At 67.3% G+C, this 24,788-nt stretch carries 24 protein-coding genes and 1 tRNA gene; 10 read left to right on the top strand and 15 right to left on the bottom strand.

Annotated elements, in window-relative coordinates; all coding sequences use genetic code 11:
- The first annotated feature begins 231 nt into the window (after positions 1-231).
- The gene (locus AC5I49_RS25310; protein ID WP_016452574.1) at positions 232-453 is read left to right on the top strand and encodes a hypothetical protein; all 222 of its coding nucleotides are present in this window, start codon (positions 232-234) and stop codon (positions 451-453) included.
- Between the two features lie 638 nt (positions 454-1,091).
- Here AC5I49_RS25310 and AC5I49_RS25315 read toward each other — a convergent pair.
- Positions 1,092-1,176, bottom strand: a tRNA-Leu gene (locus AC5I49_RS25315).
- Between the two features lie 39 nt (positions 1,177-1,215).
- Between AC5I49_RS25315 and cysM the strand changes: the two genes are divergently transcribed.
- The 3 genes from cysM to AC5I49_RS25330 all read left to right on the top strand — a co-directional run bounded on the left by cysM (position 1,216) and on the right by AC5I49_RS25330 (position 3,055).
- On the top strand, positions 1,216-2,121 hold the full coding sequence (gene cysM, locus AC5I49_RS25320; protein ID WP_017407070.1) for a cysteine synthase CysM: 906 nt from the start codon (positions 1,216-1,218) through the stop codon (positions 2,119-2,121).
- Between the two features lie 77 nt (positions 2,122-2,198).
- Positions 2,199-2,801: an NUDIX hydrolase gene (locus tag AC5I49_RS25325; protein WP_016452506.1), complete on the top strand. Its 603-nt coding sequence runs from the start codon at positions 2,199-2,201 to the stop codon at positions 2,799-2,801.
- 26 nt (positions 2,802-2,827) lie between these two features.
- On the top strand, positions 2,828-3,055 hold the full coding sequence (locus AC5I49_RS25330; protein WP_012204137.1) for a sulfurtransferase TusA family protein: 228 nt from the start codon (positions 2,828-2,830) through the stop codon (positions 3,053-3,055).
- Positions 3,056-3,140: 85 nt separating this feature from the next.
- Here the strand turns inward: AC5I49_RS25330 and galU are convergent, their stop codons facing one another.
- From galU to AC5I49_RS25345, 3 genes are all read right to left on the bottom strand, one after another.
- Positions 3,141-4,028: a UTP--glucose-1-phosphate uridylyltransferase GalU gene (galU, locus tag AC5I49_RS25335; RefSeq protein WP_016448953.1), complete on the bottom strand. Its 888-nt coding sequence runs from the start codon at positions 4,026-4,028 to the stop codon at positions 3,141-3,143.
- A gap of 11 nt (positions 4,029-4,039) precedes the next feature.
- On the bottom strand, positions 4,040-6,952 hold the full coding sequence (locus AC5I49_RS25340) for a valine--tRNA ligase (RefSeq protein ID WP_495790068.1): 2,913 nt from the start codon (positions 6,950-6,952) through the stop codon (positions 4,040-4,042).
- A gap of 146 nt (positions 6,953-7,098) precedes the next feature.
- On the bottom strand, positions 7,099-7,728 hold the full coding sequence (locus AC5I49_RS25345) for a VOC family protein (protein WP_012204140.1): 630 nt from the start codon (positions 7,726-7,728) through the stop codon (positions 7,099-7,101).
- 247 nt (positions 7,729-7,975) lie between these two features.
- Between AC5I49_RS25345 and AC5I49_RS25350 the strand changes: the two genes are divergently transcribed.
- The 3 genes from AC5I49_RS25350 to AC5I49_RS25360 are packed head-to-tail and all read left to right on the top strand — an operon-like array spanning position 7,976 to position 9,528.
- The gene (locus tag AC5I49_RS25350) at positions 7,976-8,869 is read left to right on the top strand and encodes a cation diffusion facilitator family transporter (protein WP_043790489.1); all 894 of its coding nucleotides are present in this window, start codon (positions 7,976-7,978) and stop codon (positions 8,867-8,869) included.
- Between the two features lie 37 nt (positions 8,870-8,906).
- Complete coding sequence (locus AC5I49_RS25355) at positions 8,907-9,155, top strand: DUF1272 domain-containing protein (RefSeq protein WP_012204142.1); 249 nt, start codon at positions 8,907-8,909, stop codon at positions 9,153-9,155.
- Between the two features lie 19 nt (positions 9,156-9,174).
- A complete protein-coding gene (locus tag AC5I49_RS25360) occupies positions 9,175-9,528 on the top strand; it encodes a hypothetical protein (RefSeq protein ID WP_034365413.1) in 354 nt (117 codons plus the stop codon).
- A gap of 15 nt (positions 9,529-9,543) precedes the next feature.
- Here the strand turns inward: AC5I49_RS25360 and AC5I49_RS25365 are convergent, their stop codons facing one another.
- The 3 genes from AC5I49_RS25365 to AC5I49_RS25375 are packed head-to-tail and all read right to left on the bottom strand — an operon-like array spanning position 9,544 to position 10,983.
- The gene (locus AC5I49_RS25365; protein WP_047325856.1) at positions 9,544-9,951 is read right to left on the bottom strand and encodes a ribosomal maturation YjgA family protein; all 408 of its coding nucleotides are present in this window, start codon (positions 9,949-9,951) and stop codon (positions 9,544-9,546) included.
- 20 nt (positions 9,952-9,971) lie between these two features.
- Positions 9,972-10,319, bottom strand: a complete 348-nt coding sequence (locus AC5I49_RS25370) for an antibiotic biosynthesis monooxygenase family protein (protein WP_016448948.1) — start codon at positions 10,317-10,319, stop codon at positions 9,972-9,974.
- Between the two features lie 34 nt (positions 10,320-10,353).
- Entirely contained in the window at positions 10,354-10,983 is a 630-nt protein-coding gene (locus AC5I49_RS25375; RefSeq protein WP_495790069.1) for an FMN-binding negative transcriptional regulator, read from the bottom strand.
- A 100-nt stretch (positions 10,984-11,083) separates the two neighbouring features.
- Here AC5I49_RS25375 and pdxR point away from each other — a divergent pair, with 100 nt between their 5' ends.
- The gene (pdxR, locus tag AC5I49_RS25380; RefSeq protein WP_495790070.1) at positions 11,084-12,589 is read left to right on the top strand and encodes a MocR-like pyridoxine biosynthesis transcription factor PdxR; all 1,506 of its coding nucleotides are present in this window, start codon (positions 11,084-11,086) and stop codon (positions 12,587-12,589) included.
- A gap of 63 nt (positions 12,590-12,652) precedes the next feature.
- On the opposite strand, the gene AC5I49_RS25385 is transcribed toward pdxR, so the two are convergent.
- The 7 genes from AC5I49_RS25385 to hemC form a co-directional block, all read right to left on the bottom strand.
- Positions 12,653-13,231, bottom strand: coding sequence for a YceI family protein (locus AC5I49_RS25385; RefSeq protein WP_495790071.1), 579 nt, complete (start codon positions 13,229-13,231; stop codon positions 12,653-12,655).
- A gap of 69 nt (positions 13,232-13,300) precedes the next feature.
- On the bottom strand, positions 13,301-13,873 hold the full coding sequence (locus AC5I49_RS25390) for a YceI family protein (RefSeq protein ID WP_016448944.1): 573 nt from the start codon (positions 13,871-13,873) through the stop codon (positions 13,301-13,303).
- A 92-nt stretch (positions 13,874-13,965) separates the two neighbouring features.
- Positions 13,966-14,559: a cytochrome b gene (locus AC5I49_RS25395; protein WP_016452500.1), complete on the bottom strand. Its 594-nt coding sequence runs from the start codon at positions 14,557-14,559 to the stop codon at positions 13,966-13,968.
- A gap of 198 nt (positions 14,560-14,757) precedes the next feature.
- The gene (locus AC5I49_RS25400) at positions 14,758-16,065 is read right to left on the bottom strand and encodes a heme biosynthesis HemY N-terminal domain-containing protein (protein ID WP_016452499.1); all 1,308 of its coding nucleotides are present in this window, start codon (positions 16,063-16,065) and stop codon (positions 14,758-14,760) included.
- A gap of 19 nt (positions 16,066-16,084) precedes the next feature.
- Positions 16,085-17,227 carry a uroporphyrinogen-III C-methyltransferase gene (locus AC5I49_RS25405; protein WP_034399587.1) on the bottom strand — a complete coding sequence of 381 codons (1,143 nt, stop codon included), beginning with the start codon at positions 17,225-17,227 and terminating at the stop codon, positions 16,085-16,087.
- Positions 17,224-18,033 carry a uroporphyrinogen-III synthase gene (locus AC5I49_RS25410; RefSeq protein WP_277849579.1) on the bottom strand — a complete coding sequence of 270 codons (810 nt, stop codon included), beginning with the start codon at positions 18,031-18,033 and terminating at the stop codon, positions 17,224-17,226. Before AC5I49_RS25410 ends, AC5I49_RS25405 begins: the two co-directional genes overlap by 4 nt.
- Positions 18,034-18,046: 13 nt before the next feature.
- On the bottom strand, positions 18,047-18,985 hold the full coding sequence (hemC, locus tag AC5I49_RS25415) for a hydroxymethylbilane synthase (protein ID WP_133072812.1): 939 nt from the start codon (positions 18,983-18,985) through the stop codon (positions 18,047-18,049).
- Between the two features lie 112 nt (positions 18,986-19,097).
- Here hemC and ppc point away from each other — a divergent pair, with 112 nt between their 5' ends.
- Both ppc and AC5I49_RS25425 read left to right on the top strand, forming a co-directional pair.
- On the top strand, positions 19,098-21,947 hold the full coding sequence (ppc, locus tag AC5I49_RS25420) for a phosphoenolpyruvate carboxylase (RefSeq protein WP_017406380.1): 2,850 nt from the start codon (positions 19,098-19,100) through the stop codon (positions 21,945-21,947).
- A gap of 126 nt (positions 21,948-22,073) precedes the next feature.
- A complete protein-coding gene (locus tag AC5I49_RS25425) occupies positions 22,074-24,185 on the top strand; it encodes an EAL domain-containing protein (RefSeq protein ID WP_495790072.1) in 2,112 nt (703 codons plus the stop codon).
- A gap of 36 nt (positions 24,186-24,221) precedes the next feature.
- Here AC5I49_RS25425 and flhC read toward each other — a convergent pair whose 3' ends face one another.
- Positions 24,222-24,764 carry a flagellar transcriptional regulator FlhC gene (gene flhC / locus AC5I49_RS25430; RefSeq protein WP_016448936.1) on the bottom strand — a complete coding sequence of 181 codons (543 nt, stop codon included), beginning with the start codon at positions 24,762-24,764 and terminating at the stop codon, positions 24,222-24,224.
- Between the last annotated feature and the right edge of the window lie 24 nt (positions 24,765-24,788).

The raw sequence follows: 24,788 nt of genomic DNA on the forward strand, positions 1-24,788 counted from the left end.
AGATGGCAAGAGCGGAGAGCAGAGGGCGGCGGCAAGAGAGCGGGCTGCCCGTTTCCCGGACAGGGCAGTGCCCTGGCACCTGTGGGACGCCGCCGCAAAGCGTGCCATCATCGCCCACATCGCGAAAAAAGGTGCGGACACCGATTGCGCGGCGTCCCGGCCAACGCTATGTTGGGACCCATGCCTTGGGCAGTGCCGGGGCATGAGACTTTGAATAGCGAAGGAGTAGCGATGGCCGAAACCACATATCACGCACCCGTGTACGAGCCGACGGTGGATGAACTCGAAGTGCTCAAGAAGCTGGAAATGGGCGAGCCCGTGTCGCTGGAAAGCGCGGCGCGCGAGCATCTGTCCAAGAGGCTGCGCGAGCGTGGACTGGTCGAAGTGGACAGCAGCCATCAATGGCACATCACGGCGGCGGGCCGTGCCCAGATCCGCCGCTCCGATGCCTGAGGCGCGGCGCGGCAGGTGACCTCGGTTTCAAGGGTTTTCCCTTGGATTCAGGGGCTGCCTGATTTGCAGGCAGCCTAGCTTGCGGCCAGTGAATGCAAGCACTTGGACGCCTCGTTCACTTGCTGTTCACTTAATATCCACAGGGTTGTTCAAGGGTTCTGTGGAGAAATAAAGCCACCCCAGGGTGGCTTTATTCATGGGCATCACCAGGCTTTTGCAGCGGGCGCACCGGGCTGGTGCCCGCGCCGGAAATTGGCTGCATGGCGATGGTGCAGATACCGGTTTTCAGAGGGAAGGTGCCGGATTTCGCGCACTGGGCAAGGCTAGGGGGCAGGCCGCGGTGGGGGCGATTCGAGGCGGGCTGGACATGCGCCTGATTGCAGTCCGTTTCCGCCTTGGCGGTGGCTTGATGCCAAAGTTGTACACAGGTTGGGTGGTGTGCGGGTGAAAGCGCGCAGGGGCTATCCCGCCCAAGGCATGAGGACGCAGGATCTGGTCAGGCTGGAGGCCTTGAATTGCAGTGCAGCCGCTGAAAAGGGCTGGTGCAGGAAGGAGGGGTGTGCGGACACTGTGAAGACAGCGGCCGGAAAAGAAATAGCCGAAAAAGCAGCGGACTGCTTTTTCGGCTACGTAATCTCTGGTGCCCGGGGCCGGAATCGAACCGGCACGCCTTGCGGCGGGGGATTTTGAGTCCCCTGCGTCTACCAATTTCACCACCCGGGCTACTTAGCGCAGGGGCGAATTATGGCACAGTGTGAGGCTATGAAAATTTATCCGACCATCGAAGACGCCATCGGCCGCACGCCCCTGGTGGCATTGCAGCGCATCGGTGCGCAGTCTCGCCAGGAACGTGGCAACGTGGTGCTGGGCAAGCTGGAAGGCAACAATCCGGCCGGTTCGGTCAAGGACAGGCCGGCCCTGTCGATGATCCGCCGCGCCGAAGAGCGCGGCGACATCAAGCCCGGCGACACGCTGATCGAGGCCACCTCGGGCAATACCGGCATTGCGCTGGCCATGGCCGCCACGATCAAGGGCTACCGGATGGTGCTGATCATGCCCGAGGACCTGTCCATCGAGCGTGCCCAGACGATGAAGGCCTATGGCGCCGAGCTGATCCTCACGCCCAAGAGCGGCGGCATGGAATATGCGCGCGACCTGGCCGACCAGATGGTGGCCCAGGGCAAGGGCGTGGTGCTCGACCAGTTCGGCAATCCCGACAACCCGCGTATCCACTACGAGACCACCGGCCCCGAGCTGTGGGAGCAGACCGGCGGCGAGATCACCCATTTCGTGAGCGCCATGGGCACCACGGGCACGATCACCGGCGTGGCGAAGTTCCTCAAGGAAAAGAACCCTGCCATCCGCATCGTGGGCGCCCAGCCGGCCGAGGGCTCGCGCATCCCCGGCATCCGCAAGTGGCCCGAGGAATACATGCCCAAGATCTACGACGCCTCGCTGATCGACGAGACCGTGCTCGTGGGCCAGGACGATGCCGAGGACATGGCGCGCCGCCTGGCGCGCGAGGAAGGCATCTTTGCCGGCATCTCGGCGGCGGGCGCCTGCTGGGTGGCCCAGCAGATTGCCGAGCGCGAGAACAACGCCACCATCGTCTTCGTGGTCTGCGACCGCGGCGACCGCTATCTGTCCACGGGCGTCTTCCCCGCCTGACGCAGCGACAGGCCCGCCTTCCGGCGGGCCTTCCTGTTTGCATTGAGCCAGGACAGCAAAAAACCAGGAACAGCCCCATGCACTATGAAACCCGCTATTGCACGCACTGCGCTACCCCCCTGCAGTGGGTGATCCAGGCCGAGGACGGCGGCGATGTATCGCGCCTGCGCTGCCCCGAGTGCGGCTGGACGCACTGGAACAATCCCACGCCCGTGCTGGCCGCCATCGTGGAGCTGGACGGCAAGGTGCTGCTGGCGCGCAATGCGGCCTGGCCCGAGAAGGTCTTCGGGCTGATCACGGGCTTCATGGAGGCTGGCGAGTCGCCCGAGGAGGGCGTGGCGCGCGAGGTGGCGGAGGAAACCGGCCTGAAGGCCGAGTCGCTGGAGCTGATCAGCGTGCATGAGTTCCTGCGCATGAACCAGGTGATCATCGCCTTCCATGTGCGCGCCAGCGGCCAGGTGCGGCTGTCGCCCGAGCTGCTGGAATACCGCCTGCTGGAGCCCGAGAAAGTCCAGGCCTGGCCTTCGGGCACGGGCATGGCGCTGGCCAAGTGGCTGCGCAGCCGGGGGCATGATCCTGTGATCCGTGACTTCTGGAAGCGTGCCGAGCAGGCCCAGGAGGCTGAAGCGAGTCGCGCCGATCAAGACACTGCTGCCGGCCTCAGCCGCGATGCCGCCTAGAATCCCAGGCTCAAGAGGTGCATCCGATGGAAATTCACAAGGAAATCGACACGCGCGGGCTCAACTGCCCGCTGCCCATTCTCAAGGCCAAGAAGGCGCTGGCCGAACTGGACAGCGGCCAGCTGCTCAAGGTGGTGGCCACGGATACCGGATCGCTGCGCGACTTCCAGGCCTTCGCCAAGCAGACCGGCAATGAGCTGGTGGAGCAGCAGACCGTGGGCGCGGAGTTCATCCACATCCTGCGCCGGCGCTGAGCGGCTGCACGCGGCTCGCTCCAAAGAAAAAGGCCTGCTTTCGCAGGCCTTTTGCATGGGGCAGGGGCGGCCCTGGGGCCCGGCCTCAGATGCTCAGGCCCTGCAGGTATTCGCGGAAGCTCGCGCCCACGTCCTCATGCTGCAGCGCCAGCTCCACCGTGGCCTGCAAAAAGCCTTCCTTGCTGCCGCAGTCGTAGCGCTTGCCCTGGTACTGGAAGGCGTAGACGGCTTCATGGGCCATCAGGCGTTCGATGGCGTCGGTCAGCTGGATCTCGCCGCCCACGCCCTTGGGCTGGTTGCGGATCTCCTCGAAGATGGCCGGTGTCAGCACATAGCGGCCGGCCACGCCCATGCGCGAAGGCGCCTTCTCGGGCGCGGGCTTTTCGACGATCTTCTCGATGCGCATCAGCGCGCCGCCGGCCGGCTCGCCGGCCACGATGCCGTAGCGCTTGGTCTGCTCCAGCGGCACTTCCTGCACGGCCAGCAGGGAGCGGCCCTGTTTCTGGAAAGCCGAGGTCATCTGGGCCATCACGCCCGGGCCGCCAGACTCGCCCACCATCAGGTCGTCGGCCAGCAGCACGGCAAAGGGCTCGTTGCCCACCAGCGGCTCGGCGCATAGCACGGCATGGCCCAGGCCCAGGGAGCGCGGCTGGCGCACGAACAGGCAGTTCATGTCGGCGGGGCTGATGCTGCGCACCAGCTCCAGCATGGCCTGCTTGCCGGCGTTCTCCAGCTCGTTTTCCAGCTCGTAGGCGGTGTCGAAATGGTCCTCGATGGCGCGCTTGCTGCGGCCGGTGACGAAGATCATGTCGCGGATGCCGGCCTCGTAGGCCTCTTCCACGGCGTACTGGATCAGCGGCTTGTCCACCACGGGCAGCATCTCCTTGGGAGAGGCCTTGGTGGCGGGCAGAAAGCGCGTGCCGAGCCCGGCAACGGGAAACACGGCTTTGCGGACACGGGTCTGGGTGCTCATAAACGGATCTTTCAACCCAGGCGGGCGAGTTGTTCCTGGATGCGGATCAGCGTTGCGCCGAAGTCGGCCACGCGCTTCTTTTCCTGGTCGATGACGGCCGGGGGTGCCTTGGCCACGAAGGCCTCGTTGCCCAGCTTGGCATTGGCCTTGGTGATTTCGCCTTCCAGGCGTGCGGCTTCCTTGGACAGGCGGGCCTTTTCGGCCGCCACGTCGATCTCCACGAACAGCGCCAGGCGCGCCTCGCCCACCACGCAGACGGGCGCGGCCTGGGCGGCCTCGGCCCAGGCGGCTTCGTCGTCGAACACCTTGACTTCGCTGAGCTTGGCCAGGTTCTGAAGCACGGCGGCGTTGGTGCGCAGGAACTGCGCCTCGTCGGCCGAGCTGGCCACGGCCAGCAGCGGCAGGCGCTGTGCGGGCGACACGCCCATCTCGCCGCGCAGCGTGCGGCAGGCGTCGATCATCTGCTTGATGCGGCCCACGTAGGCGATGGCGGCTTCGTCGATCTTCTCGGGCTGGGCCTCGGGGTAGCGGGCTACGGCCACGGACTCGCCGGGCAGGCCGGCGACCGGGGCGACCTTCTGCCACAGGGCTTCGGTCACGAACGGGATGATGGGGTGGGCCAGGCGCAGGATGGCCTCCAGCGTGCGGATCAGCGTGCGGCGCGTGGCGCGCTGCTGGGCCTCGCTGCCGGTCTGGATCTGCACCTTGGCGATTTCCAGGTACCAGTCGCAGAACTCGTTCCAGACGAAGTCGTACAGCGCGTTGGCCACGTTGTCCAGGCGGAATTCGGCAAAGCCCTTGGCCACTTCGGCCTCGACCTTCTGCAGCTGCGAGGTGATCCAGCGGTCGGGCTGGCTGAACTGCATGTAGCTCGCGAACTCGCCGCCGGCCTGGCATTGCTCCTTGGTGTGGGGCAGCAGGCCGCAGTCATGGCCTTCGCAGTTCATCAGCACGAAGCGGCTGGCGTTCCACAGCTTGTTGCAGAAGTTGCGGTAGCCCTCGCAGCGCTTGCTGTCGAAGTTGATGGAGCGGCCCAGCGAGGCCAGGGCCGCGAAGGTGAAGCGCAGCGCATCGGCGCCGTAGGCGGGAATGCCCTCGGGGAATTCCTTTTGCGTGTTCTTGCGCACCTGGGGGGCGGTCTCGGGGCGGCGCAGGCCCTGGGTGCGCTTGTCCAGCAGGGTGTCCAGGTCGATGCCGTCGATCAGGTCCACGGGGTCGAGCACGTTGCCCTCGGACTTGCTCATCTTCTTGCCCTGGGCGTCACGCACCAGGCCATGCATGTAGACATGGCGGAAGGGCACGCGGCCCGTGAAGTGCGTGGTCATCATGATCATCCGGGCGACCCAGAAGAAGATGATGTCGTAGCCCGTGACCAGCACCGAGCTGGGCAGGTAGAGGTTGTAGTCATCGTCGGCCGCCTCGGTCTGGTTCGGCCAGCCCATGGTGGAGAACGGCACCAGGGCCGAGGAGTACCAGGTGTCCAGCACGTCCTCGTCGCGCGTGAGCGTCTTGCCGGGGGCCTGGGCCTGGGCTTCTTCCTCGGTGCGGGCCACGTAGACCTTGCCGTCCTCGTCGTACCAGGCGGGAATCTGGTGGCCCCACCACAGCTGGCGCGAGATGCACCAGTCCTGGATGTTGTTCATCCACTGGTTGTAGGTGTTGACCCAGTTCTCGGGCACGAACTGCACCTGGCCGCTGGAGACGGCATCGATGGCCTTCTGCGCGATGGACTTGCCCGTGGCATCGCCTTCGCCGACCTTGTTCATGGCCACGAACCACTGGTCGGTCAGCATGGGCTCGATCACCTGGCCCGTGCGCGTGCAGATGGGCACCATGAGCTTGTGCTTCTTGGTCTCGACCAGCAGGCCGGCCGCGTCCAGGTCGGCCACGATGGCCTTGCGCGCCACGAAGCGGTCCATGCCGCGGTACTTCTCGGGCGCCTCGTCGTTGATGGTGGCCGTGAGCGTCAGCACGCAGATCATCGGCAGGCCGTGGCGCTGGCCCACGGCGTAGTCGTTGTTGTCATGCGCAGGCGTGACCTTGACCACGCCCGTGCCGAACTCGCGGTCCACGTAGTCGTCGGCAATGATGGGGATCTCGCGGCCCACCAGGGGCAGGATCACGGTCTTGCCGATCAGCGCCTGGTAGCGCTCGTCCTCGGGGTGCACCATCAGGGCTGCGTCGCCCAGCATGGTTTCCGGGCGCGTGGTGGCCACCACGAGCTGGCCCGAGCCGTCGGCCAGCGGATAGGCGATGTGCCACAGCGAGCCGTCCTTTTCCTCGTTCTCGACCTCGAGGTCGGAGACGGCGGACATCAGCTTGGGGTCCCAGTTCACCAGGCGCTTGCCACGGTAGATCAGGCCCTGCTGGTACAGGCGCACGAAGGTCTCGTTGACGATGGACGACAGCTTGTCGTCCATGGTGAAGTACTCGCGGCTCCAGTCCACGCTGTCGCCCATGCGGCGCATCTGGCCGGTAATGGTGTTGCCGCTCTGGTTCTTCCATTCCCAGACCTTGCTCACGAAGTTCTTGCGCGCCTCGGGAGGCGTCGCGCCCATGTCGTGGCGGCTGGCAATGCCCTGCTCCTGCAGCTGGCGCTCCACCACGATCTGCGTGGCGATGCCCGCGTGGTCGGTGCCGGGCACCCAGACCGTGTTGTGGCCCTTCATGCGGTGGTAGCGCGTGAGGCTGTCCATGATGGTCTGGTTGAACGCATGGCCCATGTGCAGCGTGCCCGTCACATTGGGCGGTGGCAGCTGGACGGAGAACGAGGGCTGGGATGCATCTGCCTGGCCCGTGCCGCGCACGCCGGCTGCGCCGTAGCCGCGCTTTTCCCATTCGGGGCCCCATTGGGCCTCGATGGCTGCGGGTTCAAACGATTTGGACAGGCTGTCGAGGCCTGGCTGGGCAATGGTGTCGCTCATGGCTTGCTTGCGGGGAATTGTGCGAATGGCGTTTGGCAAATGAAAACGGCATCCGTTGAAGGGATGCCGTCTGCATATGCGAAATGGATGACGGTTTGACGGGGATTCTACCGACCCCGTCCGCCTGCCTGTTCGCCGGGTCTTATTCAGGCCGCTGCGTCGGGGACGAACTCGGGCCGGTCGTTGCTCTGGGGCTTGAGCGGCTGGGCGGCCTTGCCTTCGGCGCGTTCCTTGCGCCATTGCTCCTTGCGTGCCGTCCACTCGTTCAGGCGGGCGTGGGCGGTGGTGCTTTCGCGCGCCATCTGCACTTCGTCGGCCAGCTGGGCCGACAGCTCCAGGCGGATGCCGTTGGGATCGAAGAAATAGATGCTCTTGAAGATGTGGTGGTCGGTCACGCCCAGCACCTCGATGCCATGCGCCACCAGGCGGGCCTTGGTGTTCTCCAGTTCCTCGACGGTGTCCACGCGGAAGGCGATGTGGTTGATCCACAGCGGCGTGTTGGGCGAGGGCAGGGCCTTTTCGTCGTCGCCGATGTCGAAGAAGGCGATGAACGAACCATCCTTCAGGCGGAAGAAGAAGTGCGTGTAGGGGCAGTACTCGCCCGTGCTGGGCACGTAGTCGCTCTGGATGATGTGGTAGAGCGGCAGGCCCAGGATGTCCTCGTAGAAGTGGCGGGTCTCCTCGGCATCGCGGGCCTTGTAGGCGTAGTGGTGCAGCTGCTGCACGGCGGCGGGCGGTGGCAGCGTGGACAGGTCGGGACGGGCGCTTGTGTTCATCGAATGTCTCCTTGGTGGATGTCTTGATTCTACTATTCGTAATCAATTTACCTAAATGAAATGTTGCGATGGATGCAGGGATATGCGCGCTGCGGTGTCCGGGCCACCTGCGGTGCCGAGTTGCCGCCAGCACTTGACCTTCAAGTCACTTCACGCTTTCTCATCAAGGTCCGATCCCCCCGCTTGCCATGGTCGCCATGGATGCGGCGGCCCTCTGTTCACAACCGTTTTCAAGTCAAGGAACCTCATGAGCGACAGCCATCAGCACGGCGACGTGCGCGCCCTGCCGGAATCCCGTCTCTGGTTTGCCTTCGGATTGACCGGCACCTTCATGGTGGTGGAGATCATCGGCGGCATGGTCACGGGCAGCCTGGCCCTGATCTCCGACGCCATGCACATGCTGACCGACGCGATGGCGCTGCTGCTGGCCCTGGTGGCCATACGCGCCGGCCGCAAGGCAGCCGACCTGCTGCGCACCTACGGCTATGCGCGCTTCGAGATCCTGGCCGCCGCCGTCAACGCACTGGTGCTGCTGGGCGTGGCCTTCTACATCCTGTATGAGGCCTACCGCCGCCTGTCGGCACCCGCGGAAATCCAGTCCCTGGGCATGATGGCGGTGGCGGCCGCGGGCCTGGTGATCAATCTGATCTCCATGCGCCTGCTGTCGGGCGGCAAGGACGAGAGCCTGAACGTGAAGGGCGCGTACCTGGAGGTATGGGCTGACATGCTGGGCTCGATCGGCGTGCTCGCCGGTGCCGCGCTGATCTGGCTGACGGGCTGGCGGTGGATCGACTCGGCGGTGGCCGTGGGCATCGGCTTCATGGTGTTCCCGCGGACCTGGACCCTGCTGCGCGAGTGCATCAATATCCTGCTGGAAGGCGTGCCCTCCGGGATGAACCTGCAGGCAGTGCGCGAGACGATTGCGGGCACGGCGGGCGTGGCAGCGATCCACGATGTCCACCTGTGGGCGGTCACGCAGAGCAAGCCCATGCTGACCGGCCATGTGGTGCTGCTGCCCGGCGCGGACGGCGAGCAGGTGCGTCGCGATATCGAAGACAGGCTGCAGGCCGGCTTCGACCTGCACCATACGACGCTGCAGATGGAGCGCGAGGACCGCTCCCCGGCAGAGCACATCCACTAGGATGCCAGTCTTCATGGACCACACCCGGAGTGCACCGATGCTTGAGCTTCGACCCAACTGCGAATGCTGCGACAAGGACCTGCCGCCAGAGTCCGCCGAGGCCCGCATCTGCACCTTCGAGTGCACGTTCTGTGCCGGCTGTGCGGATCATGTGCTGCACGGCGCCTGCCCCAACTGCGGTGGCGAGCTGGTGGCCAGGCCGCGCCGGCCGGCGGACAAGCTGGAGCGGTATCCGGCCTCTACGAAGCGGGTGCTCAAGGCCGGTGGCTGCGCTGTACGGGCCTGATCGGGCGCGGAGCCATCGATTGCAGTACCCGTACCACGATGGATTGCTGGAGCAGGTGCGCCTGGATGTGGCGGCCCGGAGCGTGGAACTGCGTTTCTTTCTCTATGCCGTGTTCGACAGGCCGCAGGCCAGGGTAGCCATCCGCCTTGAACGGATCGTCAACTTTCCTGCCGTGCAGGCGTACTTTGCCGACGTCCAGCGCGACGCAGCCGCAGAGATGGATGACTGCCTGGACCGCTGCGAAGTGCTGCAGCGGGATACGAAGAGGCCTTCGTCAGCAATGGCGCAGCATCTGTTCTTGCAGCTGTCCCACTACGGGCGGCTGAAAATCCACTGCGAATCCGTTGTCGAGGAGCTTGTTCCAGAGCCGTAGCGGACCGCTGCGGGTTTATGCCGTGAAGAGAGGGCTCCTGCGGCCACGGAACGCAGCCTCCACCACCAGCACGGCTGCAAAACCCATCACATAGGCCAGCACATCCCACCAGTCGGCCGTGCTGCCCAGCACGATGCGCAGCGCTCGGTTGGGAATGTGCAACTGGAAGGTCGATGCCAGGAACTGGCCCAGCTCCACCAGCAGGCCCACGCACAGTGCGGCCGATGCCAGCGTCAGCACGCGCGCGGCGATCACGGTCTTGAACACGGCATAGACCCAGGCCACGGCCAACACGTCGCCGAAGAAGCTGCGCACCCAGCCCCAGCGCGCGCCGACGGTGGCCAGCAGCACGAGCAGAACAAACAGGGCCACCGCCCACGCCAGGGAAACAGGATCAAAACGCCATCGCATGGCCGCCATCATCGGGCCAAAAGCGGGTCCGGTCAGCGAGCCGGGTGCGCAGTGCCTTGCGCAGCGGTGGCCAGCGGGTGCGCTATCCCGCCATCGCCGTAGCTGCCCACCACCTGGGCGATCACCACCTGGTAGCCCTTGAGCCAGCGCGCCTGCTGCCGCTTGGCTTCGATATGCGCAGGGTGGCGCATCAGCTCTTGCAGCGCCTCCCAGGTCTGCCAGTAGTAGACGTTGGAGACCAAGCCTGTGGCGGGGTTCTCCCAGGCCTCTTCGCCCAGGTAGCCGGGGATGGCGCGGGCGATCTCGGCGATCCGGCCGTCAAGGGCATGGAACTGCGCGTCGTATTCGCCCGGCGCGAAGGTGAAGGTGGATGTGTACATCGGTGGTTGGCAATCTGTATGAGGGTGGCTGGCGCTAGATGCGCGGCGCCGCATCCATGGTGCGGGCCAGCGGCTCCTGTCCGCGCTCGCGCAGCGCGCCGATGGCGCCTTCCAGGTCGCGGGCCTGCCGGTTCTGGCTGAGCTTGGCCTTGCCCTCCAGGCGGGTGATGCGGATCTGCAGGCCGACGATGGCCTGCAGCATGCCGTCGATGAATTCCCGCGGCGAGTCGGACATCTTCCAGGGCTGGGCCTGCGATGCCTCATGGACCCGGGTGAGCCGGCCGACCAGGCCGCGCACGAATCTCTCGTCGTCATGGATGCTGATTTGCCCGTGCACATGCACGGCCTCGTAGTTCCAGGTGGGCACCAGGCGGTGCGTCTCGTGCTTGCTTGGATACCAGCTGGGCGAGATATAGCCTTCGGCACCACGGAAGATGACCAGCACCTCGGCGCCGTCGCGGCACTGCTGCCAGATGGGATTGGCGCGGGCCACATGGGCGCTCAGCGTGCCCATCTCCCCTGGGGCCGCATCCAGCAGGAACGGCAGGTGGTTGGCGTCCAGCACGCCGTTGGCCTGGGTGACGAGCGTGCCCAGGGGGTAGCTGCGGATCAGGCCGTGCAGGCTGTCGGAATCGGTGAGGGAGAAATGGGCGGGCGTGTACATGGAGCTTGGTGCAACGGTGGATCGGCATCGGGGGAAACAGGACTATCCACCATCCCTGGCACAATGAAAAATCCAGTTTCGTGATTTTTTGGAAGACCAGTTGAAGTCCCATTTCGCCGCGGATACCGGGGCTGCGCCCAGCGCCCGCCGCATCCACGAATGGCTGAAATCCCAGATGGCCGACGGCAGCCTGGCCGTGGGCGCACGCCTGCCTTCCACCCGCGCGCTGGCGCTGGACCTGGGTGTGTCGCGCACCACCATCACGGCGGCCTACGAGCAGCTTGCGGCCGAGGGCTATCTGGAGACTGCACAGGGCGCCCGGGCGCGCGTGGCAGCTGGCGCGGAGCAGCGCAGCCGCGCGCCCCGCATTGCGGCTGCGGCGCAGGATTGCCGATCCCGCCTGTCTTCCTATGGACGGCGCGTGGATGCGCTGGCGCAGGCCCAGCCCGCTCGCGCCGGGGATGAAGAGCCTGCCGTGATCGACTTTCTCTACGGCGCCCTGGCCTTTGATGACTTTCCCACGCTGGCCTGGCGGCGTGCCTACAACCGCGCCATCGTGCAGCGCCAGTCTTCCCTGTCCTACGACGCGCCCGAAGGCGAGCCGGCGCTGCGCATGGCGCTGCAAGGCTATCTGCGAAGGGCGCGGGGGCTTGTCTGTTCGGCCGATCAGATCGTGGTGGTGCAGGGCTCGCAGCAGGCCATCGACCTGTGCGCGCGCGTGCTGGTCGATCCGGGCGAGACCGTGCTGATGGAAGAGCCCTGCTACCTGATGGCGCGCCGCGTGTTCGAGGCCCAGGGCGCATGCCTGCAGGAAATGGCTGTCGATGAACAGGGCCTGGATACCTCGGCGCTGGTCGGGCGCCAGGCGCGTCTGGCCTATGTCACGCCATCGCACCAGTTTCCGCTGGGCGGCGTGCTGCCCATAGGCCGCAGGCAGCAGCTGCTGGCCTGGGCGCGCGCCACGGGTGCCTGGATTCTGGAAGACGACTACGACGGCGAGTTCCGCTACGGGCTGCGCCCCATCGACGCCCTGCAGTCCATTGACGAGGTGGGTTGCGTCATCCATGTCGGCACTTTCTCCAAGGCCTTGTCCCCGCAGATGCGCATGGGCTACCTGGTGCTGCCGCCGTCCCTGGTGCCCATTTTCCGGGAAGCCCGGCGGCTGGCCGACCGGCATGCGCCGCGCCTGGACCAGCTGGTGCTGGCCGCGCTGATCGAGGACGGCAGCTACGAGCGCCATGTGCGCGCCGCCCGCCGCCGCAACGAAGGCCGGCGGGCGGCATTGCTGCAGGCGCTGGAGCGGCACCTGCCGGGCGCGGTGCAGGTCGAAGGTTCGGCCTCGGGCCTGCATGTGGTGGCCTGGGTGCCTGCCGTGCACCAGCGCGATGAGATTGCCCTGGTGCGTCTGGCGCGAGAGCGCGGCGTGGGCGTGCGCCCCATCTCGCCGCTCTATGCGGCCGGTGATGCCCATCGCCGCCAGTCCTGCGCCGGGCTGGTCCTGGGCTATGCGAGCCTGCAGCCGCAGGCCATCGAGCAAGGGGTGCTCAGGCTGGCGGGAGTGGTCAGGAGGTGGCAGGCCCGGCCCGCAACGCAAAAAAGCCCGTGACCGGCTTCCGGATCACGGGCTTTGGGTCGCATCGCCCCGAAAGGCACTGCGGCGAATACCGTTTTACTGCTGCTTGACCGCTTCGATGGACATCACCAGGCGCACTTGCTTGGGGAAGCCGTAGTCCACGCCGTAGTTCACGCCGAAGGCGGTGCGGTCGATCACGGCCTCGAAGTCGCCGCCGCAGGTCTCGCGCTTTTGCAGCATGGCGTTGGGGTAGCAGGTGAACTTGTTGGCCTTGATGGTCACGGGCTGGGTCTTGTCCAGGATGGTCAGCTGGCCGGTGACTTCCTTGAGCTTGTCGCCGTCGAAGACGAACTTGTCGGAGACGAACTTTGCCTGGGGGAACTTGGCCACGTTGAAGATGTCGGCGCTCTTGAGGTGCTTGTCGAAGGCGGCGGTGCCCGAGCTCAGCGAGTCCATTTCCAGCACGACTTCGACCTTGCCGGCCTTGGCGTCACGGTCGAATTCCACGGTGCCGCTCTTCTTGTCGAAGCGCACGCGGTTGGTCGAGGCACCGTTGTGGTCGATCTCGAACGTGGCGAAGGTGTGCGTCTGGTCGATGGCGTAGGTTGCGGGAGCCGCCTGGGCAGCGGTGGCGAACAGGCCGGCAATGGCCAGGGCAAACACGGAAGTGCGCATGAAAGAACTCCTAAGTTGGGGTTGCACGAAACGGAAAAGAAAACGGCCAATGCTGGGCAAGAGTGCCGCTTACAGCTTGCCCACGCCGGTCAGGGCCAGCTTGAATTGCACCTGGACCTCGTCGGCCACCATGGAGGTATCGCCCCATTCGCCTTCGCCGATCTTGAACTGCAGGCGCTTGAGCGGCAGCGTGCCGGTGGCCGTGGTCGTGGTGCCGGACTGTGCCAGTTGCACGGGAATGCTCACGTTCTGGACCTGGCCCTTGATGCTGAGCTTGCCGTCCACCTGGTACTTGCCGCCGCCCAGCGCCTTGACGGCCGTGGAGTCGAAGACGGCCTGGGGGAATTTGGCGACATTGAACCAATCGGCCTTGGGCAGCTCGGCATCGGTTTCCTTGGCGCCCATGGTGGCGCTGCCGGTGTCCACGGTGAAGCGGATCTTGCTGGTGTCGGGCTTGGCCGTGTCGAACTGGACCTGGGCGTCGAATTTCTTGAAGTGGCCCTGCAGGGGCACGCCCATCTGCTTGGCCGTGAAGTTCACGGCGCTCTGGGCGGGAACGAGCTTTTGCTCGGCCAGGGCCGCCTGGGAGGTCAGGGCCGCAGCGGCCAGGGCAATGGTGGTCAGCGTGGCGGAAAAGCGCATGGCAGGACTCCTTTGGAGGTCGGGAAACATTCGATCGGGGATGGCTGGGGCGCGCGCAGCGCGGTGCGCAGGCCCTGGCTGGGGGAGAAAACTCAGGCGCGGCCAGGCAGCATGCGGGAGATGAGGCCGTCGCGGTCGATGAACTGGTGCTTGAGGGCGGCGCCCACATGCATGGCGATCAGCGCGACCAGGGCCCAGGCCGCCCAGCCGTGCAGGGGCTTGAGGGTTTCGGCCAGCTCGGGGCTTGCGCTCACGAAGTCGGGCAGGGGCAGCACGCCGAGGAAGACGATGGGAAAGCCGGCCGCCGAGCTGTAGGCCCAGCCCAGCAGGGGCACGGCAAAGAACAGCAGGTACATGGCGTGGTGGGTGCCGTTGTGGGCCCAGTGCTGCCATTGGGGCATGGCGCGGGCCACGGCGGCGGGCAGTTCGGGCGGGCGATGGGTGATGCGCCAGACCAGGCGCAGCAGGCTCAGCGTCAACAGCGTGACGCCCAGCCACTTGTGCCAGTTGTAGAGCTTCAGGCGCGAGGGCGAGAACGGCAGGCCTGTCATGTACCAGCCCAGGGCCAGGGCGGCGATCAGGCCCAGGGCCAGCAGCCAGTGGGCAGCCATGGCCACGCCGTTGTAGCGCGTGGCTTTGGAGGAGGATTTTGCTGGCGCGTTGGCGCGGGCTGAGGACTCTGTCATGGATGGCGGCAGGCTTTGGAACCGTTCAGGGCCCCTGCAAAGGGGCCCTGGATGGCAAGAAAGGGTGCGGTGCGCTCTGCGTGGACTTCGTGCACTGCGGACAACGTGCAGTGTAGGAAGCGGCAAATCCAAAAGAGTTCAGCGGTATTGACGGCTCGATTCAAAAAAGATGAAGGCTCGCCGTGCCGCGCGGAGGGCTCAGGGCCGGGTCGGATCGGCGGGCAGCACGACCACGGCCTGCGCTGCCTGCTTCCAGGCGGCAGCCGCTGCATCGGCATCGCCGCGGTGCTCGGCCATCAGGGCCAGGCGCTGCCAGGCGCGGGTGCGCAGTGCGCTTTCCTGCAGGTGGGGGGCTGCGCGCAGCAACAGCTGCTGGGCCTTGCCCCAGAGCTGGCGCTGCACGCATGCCATGCCGGCCAGGTATTGCAGGCGGGCTTCGCGTGGATGGGCATTGCTGGCCGCCTCGATGCGAGCCAGCCAGGCGCCGTCCAGGCCGTCCAGGCAGGGCTCCAGCACCTGGACCAGACGCGGCAGGTGGGATTCGCTGCGCGGGCCTGCGTGGGACAGCAGGCGCTCCCACACGGGCAGCAGCCAGGCACGGGCCTGCGCGGCCTCGCCGCCCAGGGCCATGAGGCGCGATGCGGCCGGCAGCGCAATCTCGGGCATGGCGCGCTCTTCCGTGTCCAGCGACAGCCAGAAGTGCTGCAGCTGCGTGGTGTCGCGTGCCTCGTTGATGCTCTCCAGTACCAGGCCGCGCACCACGCTGGCGGCGGCCGCGGGCGAGAAGGCGCGGTGCTTGGCCAGCAGGCGCGCCGTGTCCAGCGCCGTCGATGTCTGGCCTGCCAGGCGCGAGGCCTTCAGGCGGATGCGCAGCGCGATCGTGCGGCGTGCCGCGCCCTGGGGCAGTTCGGCCAGGCGGCGCAGTGCGTCGGATGCGTCGCGGTCGTCCAGGGCCCAGCGCGCGGCGCGCATCTGTGCGCCTTCGCGCATTTCCTGCTCCTGGGCGTTGCCCTGGGCCGGTGCGTTGGCCAGGACCTCACGCCAATGGTGGTCGCGCTGCTGGCGGTCCTGCAGGGCATGGGAGGCATCGGCGGCCACCATGTGGGCGGCGGCGCGCAGCCGCATGCCGTGCGGCACGGCGGCATGGGTCTCGGCCAGGGACTCTTCCATGGCCAGGGCCGCCAGCGCGGACTTGCGTGCGCGCAGGAAGCGGCCGGCCTGCTGGTGCGACAGGGCTTCCAGCAGGCTGTGGTGCATGGCGCGCTCTTTCTGCTGGCTGCGCCAGCGCCGCGCCTGGTGCGGCATCTGCAGCAGCGCGGCCAGCGCGCGCAGCGCGGCATACAGCAGCACGAAGGCCAGCACGATGATGGCAATGGCCAGGTTCAGTGACAGGTCCAGGCGGTAGGGCGCCCAGAACAGGGTCACCGTGCCCTGGTTGGAGCCCGCGAACAAGGCGGCCGCAACGGCCATGCCGAACAAACCGATCAACCACAGTGCAGCGCGCATTCGTCTGTCTCCCGGCTGCTCAGCGGCCTGCGGCGGCTGTTGCCAGCGCCGCCAGGGTTTCCTGCAACGCCGGCTGTTCGGTGGTGCGCAGATTGGCCTGGATCTGTTGCAGCTGGGCCTGCACGATCTGGGTGCGCCGCGCGGCAGGATCAAAGTACTTGTTCACGGCCATCCCGGAAGCGGCCAGGTCGGCCCGCGCCGCATCCCACTGGCGCGACAGCAGGGCCAGGCGCGAGTTCAGCAGCTTGAGCTTGAGGTTCTCGCGCAGGAAATAGGCCTGTTCCGGCGCCAGCAGGATGGCGTCCGGGTGGTCTATGCGGCTGACGCGCAGCAGGTCCTGGGCTTCTTCGCGCACGGCCGTCCAGCCGCGCTCGCCCCAGGATTGCCACCAGCGCCATTCGGTGGGGCTGCCCTCGATGGGGGCGGGCTCGGGCTGGCGGGCCGCCTGGCCGGCCACGCCGCGATGGCGGCTGGCGCGTGGCTGGGCCACGGCGTTGAGCAGGGGCATTTCGTCGACCAGGCGCACCAGGTCCTCGATGCGCGTGAGCAGGCCGGCGGTGTCGGTCACGCTCATTCGGGCCAGCCGTTCCAGGTCGCGGTCCAGCGCGCGCATGACCGGGGCCAGCCGGGGCTGGGCGGCGCGTTCAATGCGCTGGCGGGCGTTCTTGAGCGTGGCCACCAGCGGCTGCAGGCTGCCGGACAGCTCGGCCTGCTGCTGTGCCAGGCGGATGGAGGATTCGATGTCCACCACCAGGTTTTCGTCGCGCGAGCGCGACATGCTTTGCAGGAGTTCGTCGAGCTGCGTGCGCTGCAGAGACAGCTCGGCAATGCGCGCCTCCATGACCGAGGTGCGCGCCGCGCTATCGCGGGCCAGGTCCTGGGCATCGCGCGCCAGGGTGCGGGCCTCGACCGACTGGGAGCCGGACTGCGCGGACTGGCGCGCCAGCTGTTCCTGGATATTGCCCAGGCGCTGCCACAGCATGCCGCAGGCAATGAGCGCGGCGACGGCCACGGCGCCCACGCCGTAGACCAGGGCCGAGGAGCCGCCGCGCAGGTCTGCAGCGGGGCTGCTTTGGGCGGAGCCGGCTGCGAAGGCTGCTGCGGAGGATGCGGGCGTTAGGTCCTGCGGGGTGGGGCGGTCTTGCGCTGCGTCGGAACTCATGGCGACGATTCTATCGACGCAACCACGTCCTCCAGAGCGGGCCGGCATTGCTTGACATCTCCGAATCCCATGTGTCTTGCCTGGGCAGCGATTCGCTCGTGCGTAGCGAGCGCTCGCGCTTTTTGCCACGATTGGGCCGGCAGGAGCTGTTGCAGGTTGGCAACGGATTCGGCGCTGCTGAGCAGCCAGAGCGAGCCATCTTCGGCCGCCAGGCGTGCCAGTGCCGTCTGGGCTGCATCCCAGGCAGGCAGTTCGCGCTGGTACACGGCCAGCATTTCGACCTGGGCACCTGCCTCGCGCAGGCGGGCGGCCAGCCAGTCGCGGCCGGCGCCTGCCGTGGCCGGCACGGTCCTGGGCGCCCCTGCCTGGCTGTCGCCGCGCACGATGAGCACGCGGTCGCCCGCATGGATCTGGTCATGCACGCGCTGCCATAGCGTTTCGGATTCGAACTGGGCGGCGTCCGGTGGCGGGCCGTCGATCTGTGCTGGCGCAATGCCCAGGGCCAGCAGCGCCCGGGCCGTACCGGGGCCGGGCGTCCAGGCGCGCGTGCCGGCAGGAAGCCGCGCCGGTTCGGCGCCGAAGAAATGCTGGACGGCGTTGCCGCTGACGAACATCACGGCGCGGTAGCCGGGGCCTTCGCGCAGCGACCTGCGGGCAGCGAGCAGGGCCTGTTGCGTGGCGGCATCCCGGCAGGGGCCTATGGCCATCAGTGCCAGCGCCTGGGCCGGAAGGCCCCGGGCCTGCAGCGCATCCACCCACGCGGCCGCGTCATGGGCCGGGCGGGTGACGAGTACGCGCGGTGGCATGTGGGCGTGCCGTCTAGAGCTTGGGGGCCGGTTGGGCGCCCGCCGCCTGCAGCAGCGCAGCCACGTGCTGGCCCAGTGCGTCGGCACTGGCGAAGTCGGTGACGGTGGCATCGGCGCGCACCTGCACCAGCGGCAGCCGGCCTTCCGGGTCTCCCCAGGCTGCGTCCAGGCGCAGTTGCTGGCCGTCGAAGGTGCCGTGCGCCGCCAGCGGCATGGAGCAACTGCCGCCCATGCAGCGGCTGACGGCGCGCTCGGCGGTCACGGTCAGCCAGGTGGTCTGGTGGGCCAGCGGGGCCAGGGCGTCGATCAGGTCCTGGCGGTCGGCGCGCACCTCGATGCCCAGCGCTCCCTGGCCTGCGGCCGGCAGCATGCCGGCGGGCTCGAACCTGGCGCGGATGCGGTCGGCCAGGCCCAGGCGCATCAGGCCTGCGGCGGCCAGCACGATGGCGTCGTAGTGGCCTTCGTCCAGCTTGCGCAGGCGGGTGTTCACGTTGCCGCGCAGCGGCTCTATCTTCAGGTCGGGGCGCAGGGCCTGCAGCAGTGCCTGGCGGCGCAGGCTCGATGTGCCGACGACGGCGCCCTGCGGCAGCTCGGCCAGCGCGGCGTAGCGATTGGAGACAAAAGCGTCGCGCGGGTCTTCGCGTTCCATCACGCAGGCCAGCACAAAGCCTTCGGGCAGCTCCATGGGTACGTCCTTGAGCGAGTGCACGGCGATGTGGGCGCGGCCTTCTTCCAGCGCCACTTCCAGCTCCTTGACGAACAGGCCCTTGCCGCCCACCTTGGACAGCGTGCGGTCCAGGATCTGGTCGCCCTTGGTGGTCATGCCCAGCAGTTCCACTTCATGCCCCCGGGCGCGCAGCAGTGCCTGGACATGCTCGGCCTGCCACAGTGCCAGCTGGCTCTCGCGCGTGGCGATCACGATGGAGTGGGGGATCAGTGGTTTGGTATTCATCAGGAGCCTCGGGGGGAGCGCGGGATGCTAGCATGCTGCGCCGCAGTAAACCCGGCACCAGGACCGAAGCCCAAGCAAACCGATACGCTGACCGATTCCAGGAGATTCGTTGATGGCCACCGCCCCCCGCAAGAGCAATGCGCGAGATGACAGGCGTGATGACAAGCCTGTCCGCAAGACGGACAAGGACCTGCCGCTGATCGAGGACATACGCCTGCTGGGGCGCATTCTGGGCGATGTGATCCGCGAGCAGGAAGGCGTGGCGGCCTTCGAGCTGATCGAGCAGGTGCGCCAGCTGTCGGTGACCTTCCGCCGCGATGCCGACGAGACCGCCGACCGCGCGCTCAAGCGCCTGCTCAAGGGCCTGACCACGGACCAGACGGTGAGCGTGATCCGCGCCTTCACCTATTTCAGCCATCTGGCCAACCTGGCCGAGGACCGCCACCACATCCGCCGCCGCGCCGTGCACGAGCGCGCGGGCAACACGCAGGAAGGCAGCATCGAAGTGGCGCTGGCGCGGCTGCGCTGGGCCGGCATCTCGGCCGGTACCGTGGCGCAGACGCTGGCCAGGAGCTATGTGGCGCCCGTGCTCACGGCCCACCCCACGGAAGTGCAGCGCCAGAGCATCCTGGTGGCCGAGCGCGACATCTCCCAACTGCTGGCCGCGCGCGAGGACATCGTGGCCCGCGCCCAGCTGTACAACAGCGCCAAGGACGCGCTCACCCCGCGCGAACTCGAACGCAACGAGGCCCAGCTGCGCGCCCGCGTCAGCCAGCTGTGGCAGACACGCCTGCTGCGCTACTCCAAGCTCACCGTGGCCGACGAGATCGAAAACGCGCTGTCCTACTACGAAGCCACCTTCTTGCGCGAGATTCCCAAGCTGTATGCGCAACTGGAGCAGGAGCTGGGCAACACCCTGCCCGTGCACAGCTTCCTGCGCATGGGCCACTGGATCGGCGGCGACCGCGACGGCAACCCCAATGTCACGGCCCAGAGCCTGGAGCTGGCGCTGTCGCGCCAGGCCGACGTGGCGCTGCGCCACTATCTGCGCGAGGTGCACTACCTGGGCGGCGAGCTGTCGCTGTCCCAGCGCCTGGCCGATGTCACGCCCGAGATGCAGGCGCTGGCAGAGCGCTCGCCCGACACCAACGAGCACCGCTCCGACGAACCCTACCGCCGCGCGCTCACCGGCATCTACGCGCGCCTGGCCGCCACGCTCAAGGTGCTGACCGGCGGCGAGGCCGCGCGCCATGCCGTGGCGCCGCAGAACGCCTATGCCTCGCCCGAGGAGTTCCTGGCCGACCTGCGCGTCATCGACGACTCGCTCAGCCGCAACCATGGCGAGGTGCTGGCGCCCCAGCGCCTGCGTCCGCTGATGCGCGCCGTGCAGGTTTTCGGCTTCCACCTGGCCACCGTGGATCTGCGCCAAAGTTCGGACAAGCATGAGGAGGTGGTGGCCGAGCTGCTGGCCACCGCGCGCCTGGAGCCCGACTATTCGGGCCTGCAGGAAGACGCCAAGTGCGCCCTGCTGGTGCGCCTGCTGGAAGAGGCGCGGCCGCTGCGCGTGGTGGGCGCCGACTATTCCGAGCATGCGCGCGGTGAACTGGCCATCTTCGAGGCCGCGCGCCGCCTGCGCGCGACCCTGGGCGCCGAGGCGATACGCCACTGCATCATCAGCCACACCGAGTCGGTCAGCGACCTGCTGGAAGTGCTGCTGCTGCAAAAGGAGGCGGGGCTGCTGCGCGGCACGCTGGACGACGGCGCCGTCTGCGACGTGATCGTCGTGCCGCTGTTCGAGACCATCGGCGACCTGCGCAGCGCCGCGCCCATCATGCGGCGCTACTTCCAGCTGCCCGGCGTGGCGGCCATGGTGCAGCGCAGCGGCGGCGAGCAGGACATCATGCTGGGCTACAGCGACAGCAACAAGGATGGCGGCATCTTCACCAGCAACTGGGAGCTGTACCGCGCCGAGATCTCGCTGGTCGAGCTGTTCGACGATCTGGCCGACAGCCATGGCATCAGCCTGCGCATGTTCCATGGCCGCGGCGGCACGGTGGGCCGTGGCGGCGGCCCCAGCTACCAGGCCATCCTGGCGCAGCCCCCGGGCACCGTGCGCGGCCAGATCCGGCTGACCGAGCAGGGCGAGGTCATCGCCTCCAAGTACGCCAACCCCGAGATCGGCCGGCGCAACCTGGAGACCCTGGTGGCCGCCACGCTGGAGGCCACGCTGCTGCAGCCGACCAAGCCGGCCACGCGCGCCTTCCTGGACGCGGCGGCGTTTCTGTCCGAGGCCAGCATGGGTGCCTACCGCGCCCTGGTGTACGAGACTCCCGGCTTCACCAGCTACTTCTTCAGCAGCACGCCCATCCGCGAGATTGCCGAGCTGAACATCGGATCGCGCCCGGCTTCGCGCAAGCCCTCGCAGAAGATCGAGGACCTGCGCGCGATTCCCTGGGGCTTCAGCTGGGGCCAGTGTCGGCTCACGCTGCCGGGCTGGTACGGCTTCGGCGCGGCGGTGCAGGCCTTCATCGGGCAGCCGGGCAAGGATGGCAAGGCCCAGCTGGCCCTGCTGCAGAAGATGTACCGCCAGTGGCCGTTCTTCCGCACCCTGCTGTCCAACATGGACATGGTGCTGGCCAAGAGCGACCTGAACCTGGCCTCGCGCTATGCCGACCTGGTGCCGGACGCACGCCTGCGCCGCCGCATCTTCAGCGCCATCGAGGCCGAGTGGCACAGCACCGTCGATGCGCTGGCGCGCATCACGGGCGACAAGCAGCGCCTGGCCCACAACGAGGCGCTGGCGCGCTCCATCCGCCACCGCTTTCCCTACATCGATCCGCTGCACCATCTGCAGGTGGAGCTGGTGCGCCGCTGGCGCGGCGGCCAGACCGATGAGCGCATCAAGACCGGCATCCACCTGTCGATCAATGGCATTGCGGCCGGCGTGCGCAATACCGGCTGATCGAGGGCGCGAGCGGGCCGGGAGGCCCCTCGCGCCGCCATGCGCAGGGCGCCGGCCGGCCGCCGTGTAGGATGTGCTTCGGACAGGGGCGCATGACTCCTGCCGGGAAGTGAAGGGTGGGAGCTTATGGGCAACAAGACGCCATGGCCGGGGTTCCCGGACATGCAACTGTTCCTGACGCAGCGCCTGGCCAGGCTGGCCGGTGCCAACTCCATGCGGGCCATACGCGAAGGCCTGCTCTGGCTGGTCCCATGCCTGCTGGTCTCGGCCCTGTTTCTCATACTGTCGGCGCTGGCGCAGATGTCCGGCCAGCCCGAGCCCGTGGTGCAGCTTCTTGCGGGCCTGCATGCGCAGATCGGCAGCATCCTGCCGCTGCTGGTGGCCGCCTCCATCGGCTACATGCTCTCCATACGCCACAGGCTGCCGCGCCTGCCGGTGACCTTTCTGTGCTTTGCCCATGTGCAGATGGCCATCTTCCTGCTGCGCGAGCATCCGCGCGCGGCCGCCACGCTGGTGCTGTTCATCGCCATAGCCTCGCCCCTGATCACCGTGCCGCTGATGGCCAGGCTCAGCGCCATGCGCTGGACGCGCATTGCGCGCACGGGCTTTGTGGGCGAGAACGTACGCGAGGTGATGAACCTGGTCGTGCCCGGCTCCATCGTCGCGCTGCTGCTGCTGGTGGTGCTGCTGCTGGGCCTGCAGCAGGTGCTGCCCGATATCACCCAGGCCGAACTGCCGCTGGCCATCGCCACCCCCGAGAGCCCCTATCGCAGCGGGCTGACGCTGACGCTGCTCAATTCCGTGCTCTGGTTCTTTGGCGTGCAGGGCTACTACGCCATGCAACCCTTCTTCCAGGTGCTGGACCAGGCCGTGCTGGCCAACGCCGCCGCCGTGGCCAAGGGGCTGGTGGCGCCCTGGGCGCTCAACGGCGGCCTGATGGGGTCCTTCGTCTTCATCGGCGGCTCGGGGGCCACGCTGTCACTGGCGCTGGCCGTGCTGCTGTTTTGCAAGGGGCGCGGCCTGCGCATGTTGGCGCTGGCCGCGCTGCCCATCTCCCTGCTCAACGTCAACGAGATCCTGCTGTTCGGCCTGCCGGTCATCCTGAACCTGCGCCTGCTCGTGCCTTTTCTGGCGGTGCCCGCCATCAACCTGGTCGTGGCCGTCACGGTGGTGCAGGCCGGCTGGGTGGCTCCGGCCTCGATGGTGCTGCCCCTGACCGCACCCGTGGTCTTCAATGCCTACGTGAGCACGGGCGGCGACATGGGCGCCGTGGTGCTGCAACTGGCGCTGACGGTGTTGGGGGCGCTGGTCTATGCGCCTTATGTGCGCTCCATCGACCGGCTGGGCCAGGACGATGGCGCCATCGTGCTGCGCGCGCTGGACACCACGTTCTCCCGGCTGCCCGAGGAGGCAGGCCTGGTCACGCGCGATCCGCTGGTGCTGGCGCACGAGACCCAGGCCCGGCGCGAGACCATGCTGTCCCATATCCGCCGCATCAGCGAGTACGAATTCCACCTGGAATTCCAGCCCCAGGTCTCGCACCGCAGCGGCTTGTGCCTGGGCTGCGAGGCCCTGTTGCGCGCCCACGATTCGCAGGGCAGGCTGCAGCAGCCCGGCGGCTTTCTGCGCTGGCTGGGTGATGCCGGCCTGATGCGCGAGGTCGATCTGTGGGTGGCGGGCGCTGCCGTGCGCCAATGCCGGCTGTGGCGCCAGCACGGTTTTTCCCTGCCGATCAGCATCAATGTCACGGGCGCCACGCTGACATCGCCCGAGTACTGCTCGCGCCTGCTGATGCTGCTGGCGCAGGCCAGGGGCCAGGTGGGCGTGGAGATCACGGAGGAAGCGCTGGTGGGCGATGTGGAGGCGATCCGCAAGGCCATAGGCCAGATCCACGCGCTGGGCGCCAAGGTGGCCATAGACGACTTCGGCACCGGCTTCTCGTCCATGAGCTACCTGCACCAGTTCGACGTGGATGCCATCAAGATCGACCGCAGCTTCGTCGTGGCCAGCGGTCACGCCAAGGGCGCGCTGGTGCTGGACGGCCTGCTGCGCTTTTGCGAGGCGCTGCAGTTGAACGTGGTGGCCGAAGGCGTGGAGACCCAGGCGCAGCTGCAGGCCCTGGGCTTCGAGGGCGAGCTGCTGGTGCAGGGCTGGTACTTCAGCCGGGCCCTGCCGGGAGAGCAGTTGCCGCAGTTCGCCAGCGACTGCGCCGCCAGGGCAGGCGGCGAGACGGTCTGAATCCGTGCTGGTGCATCGCTGCGGCGATGCAGGGGCTCAATGCAGCATCAGGGAGCCGGCGCTCTTGCTCTTGCCGGCGCGTGCGGGCGGATTGCACAGGCCGCACTGGTAGTGGCGCTCGTTCTCGTAGGGCTCGGTCACGAACTGGCCCTTGCACACGGAGCACTGGGTGCGGGTCAGCATCTGCGCATCGACAAACTTCACCAGGCGCCATGCGCGTGTGAAGGACAGCAGCGCCTCCAGCTCGGCGGCCTGGATCTGCTCGGTATAGAGACGGTAGGCCTTGGTCAGTTGTTCAACGGCATCCAGCTCGGCGCCCTTGGACAGGTATTCGTAGATATTCAGGAACAGCGAACTGTGGATGTTCTCCTGCCAGGTCAGGAACCAGTCGGTCGAGAACGGCAGCTGGCCCTTGGAAGGCGACTTGCCGGCGATCTCCTTGTACAGGCGGATCAGGCGCTCGTAGGACAGCGTGGTCTCGGATTCGAGCACCTGCATGCGTGCACCCATCTCGATGAGCATGGCGGCACGCTCGATCTGCTTGGACTCGTTCAGGACACTTTTGACGGCGGTGGACATGGCGGGCTCCAGAGTTCTTCGGGC

Source organism: Delftia sp. (assembly GCF_059499305.1).

Coding starts and splice junctions, on each gene's coding strand:
- AC5I49_RS25310 (WP_016452574.1), top strand. CDS start 232: ATGGCCGAAACCACATATCACGCACCCGTGTACGAGCCGACGGTGGAT.
- cysM (WP_017407070.1), top strand. CDS start 1,216: ATGAAAATTTATCCGACCATCGAAGACGCCATCGGCCGCACGCCCCTG.
- AC5I49_RS25325 (WP_016452506.1), top strand. CDS start 2,199: ATGCACTATGAAACCCGCTATTGCACGCACTGCGCTACCCCCCTGCAG.
- AC5I49_RS25330 (WP_012204137.1), top strand. CDS start 2,828: ATGGAAATTCACAAGGAAATCGACACGCGCGGGCTCAACTGCCCGCTG.
- galU (WP_016448953.1), bottom strand. CDS start 4,028: ATGAGCACCCAGACCCGTGTCCGCAAAGCCGTGTTTCCCGTTGCCGGG.
- AC5I49_RS25340 (WP_495790068.1), bottom strand. CDS start 6,952: ATGAGCGACACCATTGCCCAGCCAGGCCTCGACAGCCTGTCCAAATCG.
- AC5I49_RS25345 (WP_012204140.1), bottom strand. CDS start 7,728: ATGAACACAAGCGCCCGTCCCGACCTGTCCACGCTGCCACCGCCCGCC.
- AC5I49_RS25350 (WP_043790489.1), top strand. CDS start 7,976: ATGAGCGACAGCCATCAGCACGGCGACGTGCGCGCCCTGCCGGAATCC.
- AC5I49_RS25355 (WP_012204142.1), top strand. CDS start 8,907: ATGCTTGAGCTTCGACCCAACTGCGAATGCTGCGACAAGGACCTGCCG.
- AC5I49_RS25365 (WP_047325856.1), bottom strand. CDS start 9,951: ATGATGGCGGCCATGCGATGGCGTTTTGATCCTGTTTCCCTGGCGTGG.
- AC5I49_RS25370 (WP_016448948.1), bottom strand. CDS start 10,319: ATGTACACATCCACCTTCACCTTCGCGCCGGGCGAATACGACGCGCAG.
- AC5I49_RS25375 (WP_495790069.1), bottom strand. CDS start 10,983: ATGTACACGCCCGCCCATTTCTCCCTCACCGATTCCGACAGCCTGCAC.
- AC5I49_RS25385 (WP_495790071.1), bottom strand. CDS start 13,231: ATGCGCACTTCCGTGTTTGCCCTGGCCATTGCCGGCCTGTTCGCCACC.
- AC5I49_RS25390 (WP_016448944.1), bottom strand. CDS start 13,873: ATGCGCTTTTCCGCCACGCTGACCACCATTGCCCTGGCCGCTGCGGCC.
- AC5I49_RS25395 (WP_016452500.1), bottom strand. CDS start 14,559: ATGACAGAGTCCTCAGCCCGCGCCAACGCGCCAGCAAAATCCTCCTCC.
- AC5I49_RS25400 (WP_016452499.1), bottom strand. CDS start 16,065: ATGCGCGCTGCACTGTGGTTGATCGGTTTGTTCGGCATGGCCGTTGCG.
- AC5I49_RS25405 (WP_034399587.1), bottom strand. CDS start 17,227: ATGAGTTCCGACGCAGCGCAAGACCGCCCCACCCCGCAGGACCTAACG.
- AC5I49_RS25410 (WP_277849579.1), bottom strand. CDS start 18,033: ATGCCACCGCGCGTACTCGTCACCCGCCCGGCCCATGACGCGGCCGCG.
- hemC (WP_133072812.1), bottom strand. CDS start 18,985: ATGAATACCAAACCACTGATCCCCCACTCCATCGTGATCGCCACGCGC.
- ppc (WP_017406380.1), top strand. CDS start 19,098: ATGGCCACCGCCCCCCGCAAGAGCAATGCGCGAGATGACAGGCGTGAT.
- AC5I49_RS25425 (WP_495790072.1), top strand. CDS start 22,074: ATGGGCAACAAGACGCCATGGCCGGGGTTCCCGGACATGCAACTGTTC.
- flhC (WP_016448936.1), bottom strand. CDS start 24,764: ATGTCCACCGCCGTCAAAAGTGTCCTGAACGAGTCCAAGCAGATCGAG.